Annotated in this window: 15 protein-coding genes; 7 read left to right on the forward strand and 8 right to left on the reverse strand. The window is 62.1% G+C overall.

Features of this window, described 5'->3' with window-relative positions:
- Positions 1–7: 7 nt before the first annotated feature.
- From QM716_RS08045 to QM716_RS08060, 4 genes are all read right to left on the reverse strand, one after another.
- Complete coding sequence (locus QM716_RS08045) at positions 8–1447, reverse strand: DEAD/DEAH box helicase (protein ID WP_283303663.1); 1440 nt, start codon at positions 1445–1447, stop codon at positions 8–10.
- A 228-nt stretch (positions 1448–1675) separates the two neighbouring features.
- Positions 1676–2089 carry a molybdenum cofactor biosynthesis protein MoaE gene (locus QM716_RS08050; RefSeq protein WP_007731311.1) on the reverse strand — a complete coding sequence of 138 codons (414 nt, stop codon included), beginning with the start codon at positions 2087–2089 and terminating at the stop codon, positions 1676–1678.
- Positions 2082–3068 (reverse strand): bifunctional molybdenum cofactor biosynthesis protein MoaC/MoaB, encoded by a 987-nt coding sequence (gene moaCB / locus QM716_RS08055; RefSeq protein WP_283303664.1) that lies wholly within the window; start codon positions 3066–3068, stop codon positions 2082–2084. Before moaCB ends, QM716_RS08050 begins: the two co-directional genes overlap by 8 nt.
- Positions 3069–3082: 14 nt before the next feature.
- The gene (locus QM716_RS08060; protein ID WP_283303665.1) at positions 3083–4285 is read right to left on the reverse strand and encodes a molybdopterin molybdotransferase MoeA; all 1203 of its coding nucleotides are present in this window, start codon (positions 4283–4285) and stop codon (positions 3083–3085) included.
- Between the two features lie 111 nt (positions 4286–4396).
- Between QM716_RS08060 and moaA the strand changes: the two genes are divergently transcribed.
- Entirely contained in the window at positions 4397–5455 is a 1059-nt protein-coding gene (moaA, locus tag QM716_RS08065; RefSeq protein WP_283303666.1) for a GTP 3',8-cyclase MoaA, read from the forward strand.
- The gene (locus tag QM716_RS08070; protein WP_283303667.1) at positions 5448–5705 is read left to right on the forward strand and encodes a MoaD/ThiS family protein; all 258 of its coding nucleotides are present in this window, start codon (positions 5448–5450) and stop codon (positions 5703–5705) included. The genes moaA and QM716_RS08070 overlap by 8 nt, the downstream gene beginning before the upstream one ends.
- 177 nt (positions 5706–5882) lie before the next feature.
- On the opposite strand, the gene nadE is transcribed toward QM716_RS08070, so the two are convergent.
- Complete coding sequence (gene nadE, locus QM716_RS08075) at positions 5883–6707, reverse strand: NAD(+) synthase (RefSeq protein ID WP_283303668.1); 825 nt, start codon at positions 6705–6707, stop codon at positions 5883–5885.
- 68 nt (positions 6708–6775) lie between these two features.
- On the opposite strand from nadE, the gene QM716_RS08080 reads away from it, so the two are divergent.
- Positions 6776–7330 carry a nucleosidase gene (locus QM716_RS08080; RefSeq protein ID WP_283303669.1) on the forward strand — a complete coding sequence of 185 codons (555 nt, stop codon included), beginning with the start codon at positions 6776–6778 and terminating at the stop codon, positions 7328–7330.
- Between the two features lie 19 nt (positions 7331–7349).
- Here the strand turns inward: QM716_RS08080 and QM716_RS08085 are convergent, their stop codons facing one another.
- Both QM716_RS08085 and QM716_RS08090 read right to left on the reverse strand, forming a co-directional pair.
- Positions 7350–8129 (reverse strand): META domain-containing protein, encoded by a 780-nt coding sequence (locus QM716_RS08085; RefSeq protein WP_283303670.1) that lies wholly within the window; start codon positions 8127–8129, stop codon positions 7350–7352.
- Positions 8130–8164: 35 nt separating this feature from the next.
- The gene (locus QM716_RS08090) at positions 8165–8764 is read right to left on the reverse strand and encodes a TetR/AcrR family transcriptional regulator (protein ID WP_283303671.1); all 600 of its coding nucleotides are present in this window, start codon (positions 8762–8764) and stop codon (positions 8165–8167) included.
- A gap of 106 nt (positions 8765–8870) precedes the next feature.
- Here QM716_RS08090 and QM716_RS08095 point away from each other — a divergent pair, with 106 nt between their 5' ends.
- Positions 8871–9437, forward strand: coding sequence for an NAD(P)H-dependent oxidoreductase (locus tag QM716_RS08095; protein ID WP_283303672.1), 567 nt, complete (start codon positions 8871–8873; stop codon positions 9435–9437).
- 88 nt (positions 9438–9525) lie between these two features.
- On the opposite strand, the gene QM716_RS08100 is transcribed toward QM716_RS08095, so the two are convergent.
- Complete coding sequence (locus tag QM716_RS08100; protein WP_283303673.1) at positions 9526–10353, reverse strand: siderophore-interacting protein; 828 nt, start codon at positions 10351–10353, stop codon at positions 9526–9528.
- 291 nt (positions 10354–10644) lie between these two features.
- On the opposite strand from QM716_RS08100, the gene nrdH reads away from it, so the two are divergent.
- The 3 genes from nrdH to nrdE all read left to right on the forward strand — a co-directional run bounded on the left by nrdH (position 10645) and on the right by nrdE (position 13578).
- Entirely contained in the window at positions 10645–10875 is a 231-nt protein-coding gene (gene nrdH, locus QM716_RS08105) for a glutaredoxin-like protein NrdH (RefSeq protein ID WP_019747886.1), read from the forward strand.
- Between the two features lie 82 nt (positions 10876–10957).
- A complete protein-coding gene (gene nrdI, locus QM716_RS08110) occupies positions 10958–11437 on the forward strand; it encodes a class Ib ribonucleoside-diphosphate reductase assembly flavoprotein NrdI (protein ID WP_283303674.1) in 480 nt (159 codons plus the stop codon).
- Positions 11395–13578 carry a class 1b ribonucleoside-diphosphate reductase subunit alpha gene (gene nrdE, locus QM716_RS08115; RefSeq protein WP_502941981.1) on the forward strand — a complete coding sequence of 728 codons (2184 nt, stop codon included), beginning with the start codon at positions 11395–11397 and terminating at the stop codon, positions 13576–13578. The genes nrdI and nrdE overlap by 43 nt, the downstream gene beginning before the upstream one ends.
- The last annotated feature ends 4 nt before the right edge of the window (positions 13579–13582 follow it).

The following is a 13582-nucleotide window of genomic DNA, read 5'->3' on the forward strand; positions in this document are numbered from 1 at the left end:
GGACGACCTAGCGCGTGGGACGCCCACCGGTGGAGCCCGCAGTGCGAGCGCCGCCGCCGGTGCGGGGACGGCGAGCGCCGCCGCCGGCATGTTCCTGACGGGTAGCGCCGCCGGCGCGTGCACCGCGTGATTGACCGCCCTGTCCGGAGCGAGCTTGACCTGTACGTGCTGCGCCGCCGCGTCCACCCTGGCCGGCGGGGCGCTGTCCGCGTCCACCGTTCGGCTGGGCCGGAGCCGTCGGAGCCGGAGTGACGTGCGCTGCGATGTTGCCGACCAACTTGACGACATGCTCGGAGTTGGCAGTCGAACGAACCGGGGTCACCTTGATGGCTGCCTTGCGCATGAGGATCGCGAGATCCTTACGCTGCTCGGGCAAGACCACTGTGACCACGTCGCCGGCGCTGCCTGCGCGAGCGGTGCGACCACTGCGGTGCAGGTAAGCCTTGTGTTCGGCCGGGGGATCGACGTGAACGACCAACTCGACATCGTCGACGTGGACACCGCGCGCTGCGACGTCGGTGGCGACGAGGACGCGCGCATCACCGGCGGAGAAAGCTGCCAGGTTACGGTCGCGAGCGGCCTGCGAGAGGTTGCCGTGCAGGTCGACGGACGGGATCCCCGACTCGGTGAGCTGGCGAGCTAACTTGCGAGCCTGGTGCTTGGTGCGCATGAACAGGATGCGACGGCCGGTACCGGAAGCGAGCTTCTCGACCAGAGCCTTCTTGGCTTCGACGCCGTCGACGTCGAATACGTGGTGCGTCATCGCGGCGACGGGGGAGTTGGCCTCGTCGACCGAATGCATGACCTCGTTCTTGAGGAAACGCTTGACGAGCTTGTCGACGCCGTTGTCCAGCGTTGCCGAGAACAGCAGGCGCTGGCCGTCCTGCGGCGTGGACGAGAGGATGCGGGTGACGACGGGCAGGAAGCCGAGGTCGGCCATGTGGTCGGCCTCGTCGAGCACGGTGATCTCGACAGCGTCGAGGCTGACGAACTTCTGCTTCATGAGGTCTTCGAGGCGACCGGGGCAGGCGACGACGATGTCGACTCCGGCCTTGAGGGCCTGAACCTGGCGGTGCTGCGAGACGCCGCCGAAGATCGTGGTCACGCGCAAGTCGTATGCGGCGGCCAACGGTTCGAGGGTTGCGGTGATCTGGGTGGCGAGCTCACGCGTGGGTGCGAGCACCAAGCCGAGCGGTCGACCCGGGCGACGCTTGCCGCCGGACAGTTCGCCGGCGAGGCGAGAGACCATGGGGATGGAGAACGCGAGGGTCTTTCCGCTTCCGGTCTTTCCGCGGCCCAGTACGTCGCGACCCGAGAGAGTGTCGGGGAGGGTGTCGATCTGGATCGGGAACGGAGAAGTGATTCCGCCGTCTTCGAGAGCTTTCACCAGCGGTGCGCGCACACCGAGGGCTGCGAAGGTGGTAGCGGGCGTAGAGATGTCAGACAAGTGTGTTCAGAGCCTTTCGGGCACGTGTTCGTGCCCGGATGCCGACACGGGAATTAACCGGTCGAACAATCAAGCACAGTGGTGGCGGCGCTGCCGGTCGGCAGGCTTCTTCGCCGTAAGAAGAGCGGGTGCATTGAGCACTCAGCAAGAAATTTTGCGTTCTACGACGCTGGATGCCCGATTTCGGGCACCTAGTGATCGCAACTCTACCTTCCCGGAGCGTTCGACCTACAACCCGACCCATTCGGAGACGCCGTTTGCGAAGTGTTGCCGCTTCCAGATCGGTACCTCGTGCTTGATGCGTTCGACCAGTTCGGCGCATGCGGCAAACGCCTCCGCGCGATGTGGCGCGGCGACGGCGGCGACCAGTGCGAGGTCGCCGATCTCGAGATGCCCGACGCGATGAATCGCGGCAACCGGTAGGCCGGTCGAGGCTGCAACCTCTTGGCAGCACGTCTGGAGGAAGCGTTCGGCATCCGGGTGCGCTTGGTACTCCAATGCTGAAACCGCTTGACCTCCATCGTGATTGCGCACCGTCCCGGTGAAAACCACAACAGCACCGTTCTTCGGGCCGGCAACGGCGGCGTCGACGGTGTCTGCGTGAATCGGTTGTTCGGAGATCCGAGCCAGTAGCTCACTCATCGTGTGCTCCTCCGCCTGCGACCTGCGCGAGCAGGTGATCGATGATGGGTTCGAGGACGGCGAGACCGTCCTTCACTCCGCCGGGAGAACCCGGAAGATTGACGACGACCGTCGTACCTGTGAGACCTGCCACACCACGGCTCAGCGATGCGTGCGGGGTCTTCTCGAGGCCCTTGGTTCGGATCGCTTCTGCGACCCCGGGCAACTCACGGGTCAAGACTGAGCGGGTAGCTTCCGGGGTTGCATCCGTGGGGGAAGCGCCGGTGCCGCCGGTACTGATGACAAGCGACGGGGAGCCCTCCTTCGCGTCCGCTATGCCCGTTGCGATGTCTGCGTCGGCGTACACGAGCGGTCCTCGCACCTCGAAGTTCCGCTCGCGTAGCCAGGCCGCGATCGTCGGCCCGGTGGTGTCGGGTCTGGTTCCGTTGGCGCCGCCGGTGGAAGCGACGAGGACGGTTGCCGACCGTGCCGAGGTGAAGACGTGCGCCGGAGAGGCTGGGGCGTTCTGAGCGTCGCGGGTCCAATGTCCTTGTTTACCACCGTCTTTGGTGAGCAGACGCACACCGTTCATGGTGGCTCCGGGATCGACCGCTTTGACCATGTCGTGCAAGGTCAGTCCGGCCACCGCGACGGCGGTGAGCGCTTCCATCTCGACGCCGGTCTGTCCTCGAGTCTTTGCCGTCGCTTCGACGGTGATCGAGGTTTCGGTGAATCCGAATTCCACCTTGACCGACGAAAGTGCGAGCTGATGACACAACGGAATCAGCTCGGAGGTCTTCTTTGCGCCGGCGATTCCGGCGATGCGCGCGGTGGTGAGGACATCGGCCTTGGGCATGCCGTCGGCGCGGACGAGGCGAACAACCTCGGCGGTCGTGACGAGTTCGCCGGCAGCGACGGCGATACGCGTTGTCTCGGCCTTGGCGCTGACGTCGACCATGCGTGCGCGGCCTTCGCTGTCGACGTGTGTCAATTCGGTCATGAGTGTCCTTCGAATCAGATCGAGGTTGTCGAGAGTGGAATCACATCGACGAGATCGCCCGCGCCGAGTTCGGTCACGGCAGCGGGGATGTCGATCAGGACATCGGCCCACGCCATCGCTGCGACGAGGTGTGAACCCGGTCCTGCCACGAGTTCGATTCCGCCCGGAGTTTTGCGCGCACGCAAGAACTGCCGCTTGCCTTCCACCGAACGCAATGGCGCAGTCAACGGGAGTCGCTCGCGAGGGATGTCGGGCAGGCCCGCCGCGCGGCGCAGTTCCCCGCGTGCGAAGACCTCGAACGAGACCATCGTGCTGACCGGGTTACCCGGGAAGCTCAGCACGGGCACTTCGTTCACCACGGCGGTGCCCTGTGGGCCACCTGGTTGCATTGCGACGTGGCCGAATTGCGCACCCAAGGGTGTGAGGGTTTCCTTCACCACTTCGAAGTCGCCCATCGACACTCCGCCGGAGGTGAAAACCAGATCGGCGACCGAGGTTGCGTACGAGAGCAATTCGCGGAACTCAGCCGGATCGTCACTGCTTCGGGCGACGGATACGACATCGGCTCCGTTGGCTTCGGCCAATGTTGCCAAAGCTGCACCGTTGGAATCGTAGATCTGACCGGGTTCGAGAGTTGTTCCAGCACTCTTGAGTTCGGCGCCCGTCGTGATGACGGCGACCCGTGGCCTCGTGTACGTGTCGAGTGAGGCCAACCCCACGGCGCTCAGCGCAGCGATATGGCGAGGTTCCAAGTGCGTTCCCGCCGTGACCAGTAGCATTCCGGCAGTGATGTCACTACCGCGTTCGCGAATGAATTCGCCTGCAGATCTGCCCCGTTCGATGGTGACGACGTGTTCGGTGACGCCCGTAGTGTCCTCGACGGGAACGACGGCGTCGGCACCCTCGGGAAGCGGCGCACCGGTCATGATGCGAAATGCCGACCCTGGAAGGTGTTTCGGTGGTTTTCCGCTACCGGCGGCAATCACACCTCGAACCGTCAGTGTGGTGGGAACCGACGCCACCGAGGCGGCGTCGACCGCATATCCGTCCATCTGAGAGTTACGAAAGAGTGGAAGGTCTACCGGCGATGCGATATCAGAGCAAGTTATGCGCCCCAACGCTTCTGCCGTCGGAACCTCCGACGGAGAGAGGGTGTGCAGGCCCGAGAGCAATTCGGAGATGTGCGACGCGTGTTCCTCGACCGAACGCGCGCTCATGACAGTAACCTCGACAACCTCGACATGTTTTGATCCTAGGCGGTGTGGCCCGTCCGACACACGGAGTACGGCTTTCGGTCATACTGGAGCAATACGGAAGTTGGTGAAGTGATGACAGTGGTCTCTATGGGAATTCCCACCGTGCGGTTTGACGCTGCCGCCCTCACCGGCCGTCCCGAGACCGATCTCCTGGTCGACAGGTTCGGGCGTGTTGCCCGAGATCTGCGAGTGTCGATCACCGAGAAGTGTTCACTTCGTTGTACGTACTGCATGCCGGAGGAAGGCCTCCCGGCCATCGCCACGGAAGATCTTCTGAGCGCTGACGAGATCATTCGAGTGGTCGGAATCGGCGTCGAACGAGTCGGTATTCGTGAAGTGAGGTTCACCGGCGGGGAACCACTGATGCGCAGCGACCTCGAAAAAATCATTGCCGGGTGTGCTACTCGCGTGCCAGGTGTTCCACTTGCCATGACTACCAACGCTGTTGGGCTCGAACACCGTGCTGCGAAGTTGGCCGCAGCGGGTCTGACCCGCGTCAATGTTTCCCTGGATTCGGTTGATCGCGCCCATTTCGCAGAATTGACACGTAGAGACAGGTTGCCGTCCGTTCTCGCGGGAATTCGAGCAGCTGCGGTGGCCGGGCTCGCACCGCTGAAGATAAATGCGGTTCTCATGCGTGAAACGCTCCACGGCGCGGCGGACCTCTTGCAGTGGTGCCTCGATTCCGGCGTCGAATTGCGTTTCATCGAGCAAATGCCTCTGGATGCAGATCATGCATGGGCCCGCGAGAATATGGTGACCGCGGCTGAATTGTTGTCCGTATTGAGTGGTCGTTTCGAATTGGAAGCAATCGGCCGCGAAGACCCGTCGGCTCCAGCTGAAGAATGGCGTGTCAATGGGACCTCGATGACGGTGGGAATCATCGCTTCCGTGACCCGCTCGTTCTGCAGTGAATGTGATCGGACCCGAATGACCGCCGAAGGGACAATTCGGTCATGTTTGTTCAGTGACCGCGAGGTCGATTTGCGTTCGGCGCTCAGGTCGGGAGCAAGTGATGATGAACTTGCGGATTTGTGGCGCGGTGCGATGTGGAACAAGTGGGCAGGGCACGGCATCGACGCCGCGGACTTCGTTCCGCCGGAAAGAAGTATGGGAGCGATTGGTGGCTGATTCGCATTCGATCTCGGTTCGATACTTTGCTGCTGCAGCGGATGTGTCCGGTTGTCGCAGCGAGGTAGTCGCTCTCTCGCCCGACAACACACTTGCCGAGTTGGTGGCGGCACTGGTCGCGCAATACGGACCGGAGATGGAGCGAGTGCTGTCGGTCTCGGCTTTCCTCGTGGGTGATGAGTTGACTCGCGACGTCACTCGGCCCTCCGGTTGTGCTGTCGATATTCTTCCGCCTTTCGCGGGAGGCTAGTCCGAGGATTGTCGGCGTAGCCTTTTGTCGGCGGCAGATTTATTGTCGGATTTCAGCGGCTCGGTTTAAATGGGCTGATTGATTTTACTGCACACTTCGAATAGCTTTTATCCTCGGGAACGGGTTCGCTGGGCAACGTCTTCGGCGGCCTGTTCGGTAGCTAGTCGCTGGTAAGGGCTACTGCCACCAGTTATCCAGGGGTGTGACCGGCACCGTGCGCTTGTGACGAGTGTTGGTGAACATCTTCTCGAGCTTTTCGGCTACCTCGGTGGAAACGTCCTTTCCTTCGAGGTAGTCGTCTATCTGTGAGTACGTGACGCCCAGGGCAACTTCGTCGGGCAGTGCGGGCCGGTCGTCCTCGAGGTCGGCGGTCGGAACCTTGCGCCATGTGCTCTCCGGTGCGCCCAATTCCTGCAGGAGCGCAGCGCCCTGACGTTTGCTCAGACCGGTGAGCGGCGTGATGTCGACGCCGCCGTCACCGAATTTCGTGAAGAAGCCGGTGATCGCTTCCGCAGCATGGTCGGTACCGATCACCAGGTAGCCGAGCTGCCCGGCAATCGCGTACTGAATGACCATTCGTTCGCGCGCTTTGATGTTGCCGCGGACGAAGTCACGCAGTTCGCCGTTCCCCAACGCCTCGGAGGCCTCACGGGCTGTGGCGTCGGCGCCCGGCTTGACGTTGACCGTGAGCGAGCGGTCCGGCTTGATGAAGCCGAGTGCGATCTGAGCATCGGATTCGTCGGCCTGTGCGCCATAGGGGAGTCGAACAGCGACGAACTCGGCCTCGTGGCCTTCTTCGCGAAGTTCAGTGACCGCGCGTTGGGCGAGAGCCCCGGCGAGCGTGCTGTCCTGACCGCCGCTGATTCCCAGAACGAACCCTGTGGCGGGGGTCGAGCGCACGTAGTCCTTCAGGAACTGGACTCGCGCGCGAACCTCCGCCGCGGCGTCGATTGTGCGCTTTGTGCCGAGTTCTTCGATGATGCTTTCACGCAGTGTGGCCATGAATGGACTCTAGCGATGTGAGCAGGTGCGTGCAGTGCCACCGCAACCTGGGCGGTACGGTCGCGCACATGAGTGCGAACAACGTTCTGGTGGTCAGTGCGACGAAGTCGGAAGCGGCCTATGTGCCGCAAGGATACGAACTGCTGATCACAGGGATCGGAAAGGTCAGTGCTGCAACAGCAGTCGCCTCCGCTCTCTCGCGGTACGAGCGCGAGAATCTGCCGCTGGTCGTCAATATCGGGACAGCCGGTGCGCTGCACGCGCACCACGGCGGTCTTTATGTTCCCGGCGTCGTCATCAATCACGACATCAGCAGCACCGCGATCCGAGCGCTGGGGCACGACGTCGCCGACCACTTGTTGCTCGACGGTGGTGACGACTCGGTATTGGCAACCGGCGACGCATTCATCGCCGACGCCGTGACCCGTGATGCCCTCGCTCAGCGTGCCGATCTGGTCGACATGGAAGGTTTTGCCATCGCATTCGCCGCGCAGGCTGTAGGTGCAAATTGCCGCCTCGTCAAACACGTCAGCGATCACGCGGACGATTCGGCCATGGACTGGCCGGCGATGATCGATGCCAGCGCCCGTGAGTTGGGACGCTGGCTACTCGACAACGTCTGATCAGGCCTGCAACGTCTGATCAGGCCTGCGCAGTCAGTATCAATCCGGTGTTGTCGGGCTTGCGCAGTGTCAGCGTGTCGGCGTCGATGGTGTAGCTCACTTCACCGTCGAGCACTGACAGGATCTGACGCTCGATGTCCATGTTCTCCTCGGGGCAGGCCATGCGAGTGGTTGCCATCGGCGTGAACGTGACTGTGGTGTCGGATACCTGGGCGCTTCCGGTCATCCGATTGCATCCGGTGGTCCCGCTGACCGAGCCGTCTGCGGCAATCGTGAGCTCGGGAGCTGACGTCTCCAGCGCCAGACTCGTACTGATCGCGTCGAGGCTGACGAGCGACGTGACGGTCCACGTCGTGCCCTGGAGCGCTTGATCCGGCGTGACGATTTTCTTGTCCTGCAGGGTGACGGTGGCATCGCCGGAGGTAAGGGTGAGGGTGTCGCCGTCGAGGCTCCACGTCGGCGCGGCGGTCAGCAATGTTGTTGTCCAGGCGTCGGATTCGGCGATACCGGGAGGGCAGCCCATCATGGTCGACGCCATGGTGCCGGTGGTCAGCTTGCCGTCGGTGAACTCGACCGAGCCGTTCGCGGTGTTGCATCCGGCGCTCGCGGACACTCGACCGGCTCGGCTGAAGTCGAGAGTCAGTGGGCCGCCGCCGGGAATCGGTGTTCCGTCGACCGAGGTCGAGATGAAGACGCGCCCGGAGGGGTCCGACTTGTCCTCGGGGGAGTCGGACGAAGCGGAGCAACCGCTTACCGCGGCGATGGTCAAGAGGCCGATGACGGCTGCAGCGATGCGCATGGGCTCACATTAAGTGGTGGGACGGATCTGGGGAGTCAACATCGAGTAACGCGCCGGGCAAGGTCTTCCCAGCCGGCGGCCAGGCGCTCGGTGGTCATCCCGAGATCGCGGACCTGATGAAGGACAAGCGACGCTTCGAGTGGCGCCAGCAGCGCCGAAGCGAGCAGATCCAAGTCGCCCTCGACGCCGGTTCCTCGAAGAAGTCCGATGACGTGAGCGATGCCGAGTGCTCGTGCCGGACCGCCGAAGCGATATTCGGGGGCGTTCTCGGCGGCGCGGAGGACTTCGCCCTGTACTTCCACCATGGCGATCCGGGCGCGGCCGAACGCGATGAGGCGCTCGATCGGCGGTGCGCCTGGCCCCAGCGGTGGGGGGCCGAACATGAATGCCTGCTGCAACTCTCGCTCCGTGTGATCGAGCAGTGCCTGCATCAGTCCCGATCGATTGCCGAAGCGCCGAAAAACTGTGCCCTTGCCCACACCGGCTCGGCACGCGACGGCATCCATCGTCACCGCGTCGACACCGCGCTCGGCGACGAGGAGGGCTGCTGCGTCGAGCAGAAGCACGCGGTTACGTGCTGCGTCACCGCGCTCGACCGGCGCGGCGCCGATCTGGGGGAGGGGGATTGCGCTCACGGGATCAGGTTACAGGGCCGGGGAATGTAAGTGGACCGCGGTCCGTTTAGTTGATATAACTTTCAACCGGAGCCACCAACCGCACCACTCTCGAAGGAAACTCGCTATGTCACAGACCAATGTTCTCGTTCTCGTCGGCAGCCTGCGCGCCGGATCCGTCAATCGCCAGCTTGCCGAGACTGCTGTGTCCGCCGCGCCCGAGGGTGCTGCGCTGACGGTCTTCGAAGGCCTCGCCGACGTTCCCTTCTACAACGAAGACATCGACGTCGAGGGTGCTTCCATCCCCGCTGTCGACGCGCTGCGCTCCGCTGCGAGCAACGCAGACGCGTTCCTGCTTGTCACTCCCGAGTACAACGGCACCATCCCCGCAGTGCTGAAGAACGCCATCGACTGGATCTCGCGTCCGTACGGCGTCGGCGCAGTCAAGGACAAGGCTGTCGCAGTCATCAGCGCTTCGCCCAGCGGCAACGGGGCCAAGTGGGCACACGAAGACACCACCAAGGCAGTCGGCATCGCCGGTGGCAAGGTTGTCGAGGACACCGCACTGAGCATCGGTGGAACCGGCGCACTGTTCGGCGAGCTGCACCCGCGTGAGAACGCAGAGGTGCTCGCTCAGGTCTCCAAGGTCGTCTCCGACCTCGTCGACGCCAGCAAGCAGCTCGTCAACGCTTGATCCGTTTCACAGCTGAGGGCCATGCCGAAAGGCGTGGCCCTCACCCGTATGTGCACGAAACCACTTGTGCACTAAAAGCCCTCGTGCCCTAGAGCCCTTCGCGTTCCATCGCGTCGTCGACGGCGTCGCGAATCGACTCGAAATCCTTGCCGGCCATCATCGCTTCGCCCATCGCGGCATCGATGCGGTCGGCGACGGCGGCGTACCGACGCCCCCAGCGCAGCTTGTCCTCCCGCCAGTAGCCCATCACGTGCATGTGCGTTGCCGGAATTTTCAACGTTCGACGCAGATGGGTGCGGATGCGTCTGGCAGTCGCGGCCTCGACTGCGCACCAGATGTAGCCCTCGCCGGGAGGCAGGAGAGTGCCGGCTAACTCGGAGAGCAGTGAGTCCGCTTCGTCGATCCATCGGTAGTGAGCGTGGGCGCGTGTTGTGAACGTCTGTTGTTCGCTCGGCTCGGGCACCTGTGCGATGACGCGGATCGGCAGACTGCCCGGGGCCTCTTCGAGGATTCGCCCGACTGCCGGCAAAGCGGCGTGGTCGGCGACGAGTAGGAGCCAGTCGCACTCGGCCGGCGGCTCGAACCATCCGCTGGCAGTCGAGAGGTGGACGGCCTCGCCTGGTTGCGCATTTTCGGCCCAGAGAGCGGCTCCGCCATGGCCGTGGAGAACGAAGTCGATCTCCAGTTCGTTCTTCGACGGCAGCCAGCGCCGGATCGTGTAACTGCGGGCGTGAGGGGGATCGAGAGGGAATCTGACGAGCACCCGTTCGTCGGGGCTTCCGCTCGTCTCGAAGTCGCTCAGGCCGGCACCGCCGAAGGTGATTCTGCGCATCAGCGGTGTCACCTGCTGCGCTCTCGTCACTGTTGCCTGGTGGCGCGGTGCTTCGTCCTTCGGGGGTGTTTCCACGACGCTCATGGTAGGTCCGAGACGCGGTTTTCAGATGCTGCCGAGCATGAGATCCGAATGTGACGGGTGACACGCCGACGCGCCGGAAAATGTGTGCGCTGAACTGGGGCGACCTGGGAATTTCAACGATGTGACTCACAACATCTCGCGTTATGTGTTTCTGTCGGCCACTAGGTGTAGTGTCTTGAGCACTGAGAGACCACAACGCGGAACGCCTCGAGCGAGACTCCGGCAATCGGTCGAATCGGTGCTGAACATCACTACATCGGCCTTTGTTGGCTAAGCGAAAGAGGGACTCTCATGAGCATCACCGTCTACACCAAGCCCGCTTGCGTTCAGTGCAATGCCACCTACCGTGCCCTCGACAAGGCCGGTCTCGAATACAACATCATCGACATCACCGAGGATGCCGAAGCCCGCGACTACGTCATGGCTCTCGGGTACCTCCAGGCGCCCATCGTGGTTGCCGGTGAAGATCACTGGTCGGGCTTCCGTCCCGATCGCATCAAGACCCTGACCGTCGCTGCTTGAAGCGCCGCAGTGTCGGCGGTGGATACCTCCGCCGACACATCTGAGTAGTTCCGGGCACCGTACAAGAAAATGGTGACAACCGATGACTTCGCTGGTCTATTTTTCCAGCGTGTCGGAGAACACCCACCGATTCGTTCAACGTCTCGGCCTGCCTGCGACACGTATACCCATCCATGACCGTGACGGCTCATTTCGCGTAGACGAGCCCTATGTGTTGATTCTGCCCACCTATGGTGGCGGGGTCACCGTGACAGGGCGCGACACCAGTTATGTGCCGAAGCCGGTCATTCGTTTTTTGAACAATCCACACAACAGGTCGTTGATCAAAGCAGTGATCGCGGCGGGAAACACCAATTTCGGTGAGTCCTTTTGCTATGCAGGAAACATCATTTCCCAGAAATGCCACGTTCCTTTTTTGTACCGGTTCGAACTCATGGGCACTGCCGAGGACGTCGACCGAGTACGAGAAGGCTTGGGGGAGTTCTGGAATCATCTCGAAACAGAGAAGGAGCACGGGCAGTGGCGCCAACCATCACTGACACGATCGCGGCAGGAAGCGTAGAGCGTGATGCACGCGGCGGTGATTCCACCAACGGTCTCGACTACCACGCACTCAATGCCATGCTCAACCTGTACGGCGCCAACGGTGAGATCCAGTTCGAGATGGATGTCGCCGCAGCCCGTCAGTACTTCTTGCAGCACGTCAACCAGAACACCGTGTTCTTCCACAACCTCGACGAGAAGCTGGACTACCTCGTCGAGGAAAACTATTACGAGCCCGAGGTTCTCGATCAGTACTCACGTACTTTCGTGAAGTTCCTGATCGATCACGCGTACGCCAAGAAGTTCCGCTTCCCGACGTTCCTGGGCGCGTTCAAGTACTACACCTCCTACACGCTCAAAACCTTCGACGGTAAGCGCTACCTCGAGCGTTTCGAAGATCGCGTCTGCATGGTTGCGCTCACACTGGCCGCAGGCAACGAAGACCTGGCCGTCGAACTCGTCGACGAGATCATCGCCGGACGCTTCCAGCCCGCCACCCCGACGTTCCTGAACTCGGGCAAGAAGCAGCGCGGCGAGCCCGTGTCCTGCTTCCTGCTTCGCATCGAAGACAACATGGAGTCCATCGGGCGCTCCATCAACTCGGCACTGCAGCTTTCCAAGCGCGGTGGCGGTGTTGCCTTGCTGCTCACCAACGTTCGTGAGCACGGCGCGCCGATCAAGAAGATCGAGAACCAGAGTTCGGGTGTCATCCCGATCATGAAGCTTCTCGAGGATTCGTTCTCCTACGCCAACCAGTTGGGCGCGCGTCAGGGTGCCGGAGCCGTGTACCTGCACGCGCACCATCCCGACATCTACCGGTTCCTCGACACCAAGCGTGAGAACGCCGACGAGAAGATCCGTATCAAGACACTCTCTCTCGGTGTCGTGATCCCGGACATCACTTTCGAACTGGCGAAGAAGAACGAGGACATGTACCTGTTCTCGCCGTACGACGTCGAGCGCATCTACGGTGTTCCGTTCTCCGACATCAACGTGTCCGAGAAGTACTACGAGATGGTCGACGACAAGCGAATTCGCAAGTCCAAGATCAAGGCTCGTGAGTTCTTCCAGACCGTCGCCGAATTGCAGTTCGAGTCGGGCTACCCGTACATCATGTTCGAGGACACGGTGAACCGGGCCAACCCCATCGAAGGCAAGATCACGCACTCGAACCTGTGCTCCGAGATCCTGCAGGTCTCCACTCCGTCCGAGTTCAACGACGACCTGTCCTACTCGAAGGTCGGCAAGGACATCTCGTGCAACCTGGGCTCGCTGAACATTGCGAAGACCATGGACTCGCCTGACTTCGCCAAGACCATCGAGGTCTCCATCCGCGGTTTGACGGCAGTGTCCGACCAGACGCACATCTACTCGGTGCCGTCGATCGAGCAGGGCAACAACGACTCTCACGCCATCGGCCTCGGTCAGATGAACCTGCACGGATATCTCGCTCGTGAGCGGATCTTCTACGGCAGCGAAGAGGGCATCGACTTCACGAACATCTACTTCTACACGGTGCTCTTCCATGCTTTGCGTGCGTCGAACAAGATCGCCATCGAGCGCGGCTCGTACTTCAAGGGTTTCCCGGAGTCGAAGTATGCCTCGGGTGAGTTCTTCGACAAGTACACCGACCAGGTCTGGGAGCCGGCAACCGACAAGGTCCGCGGACTCTTCGCCGACGCGCAACTGCACATCCCCACCCAGGACGACTGGCGTGAGCTGAAGGCTTCGGTCCAGAAGCACGGTATCTACAACCAGAACCTTCAGGCCGTCCCGCCGACCGGCTCGATCTCGTACATCAACTACTCCACCAGCTCCATCCACCCGGTGGCGTCGAAGATCGAGATCCGCAAGGAAGGCAAGATCGGTCGCGTCTACTACCCGGCGCCCTACCTGACCAACGACAACCTGGAGTACTACCAGGATGCCTACGAAATCGGGTACGAGAAGATCGTCGACACCTATGCTGCCGCAACGCAACACGTCGACCAGGGCCTGTCTCTGACGCTGTTCTTCAAGGACACCGCCACCACACGCGACATCAACAAGGCGCAGATCTACGCGTGGCGTAAGGGCATCAAGACGCTGTACTACATCCGTCTGCGTCAGATGGCACTCGAAGGCACCGAGGTCGAGGGCTGCGTTTCCTGCATGCTGTAAGGGG

Source organism: Rhodococcus sp. IEGM 1409 (assembly GCF_030056735.1).
Classification (GTDB): domain Bacteria; phylum Actinomycetota; class Actinomycetes; order Mycobacteriales; family Mycobacteriaceae; genus Rhodococcus_F.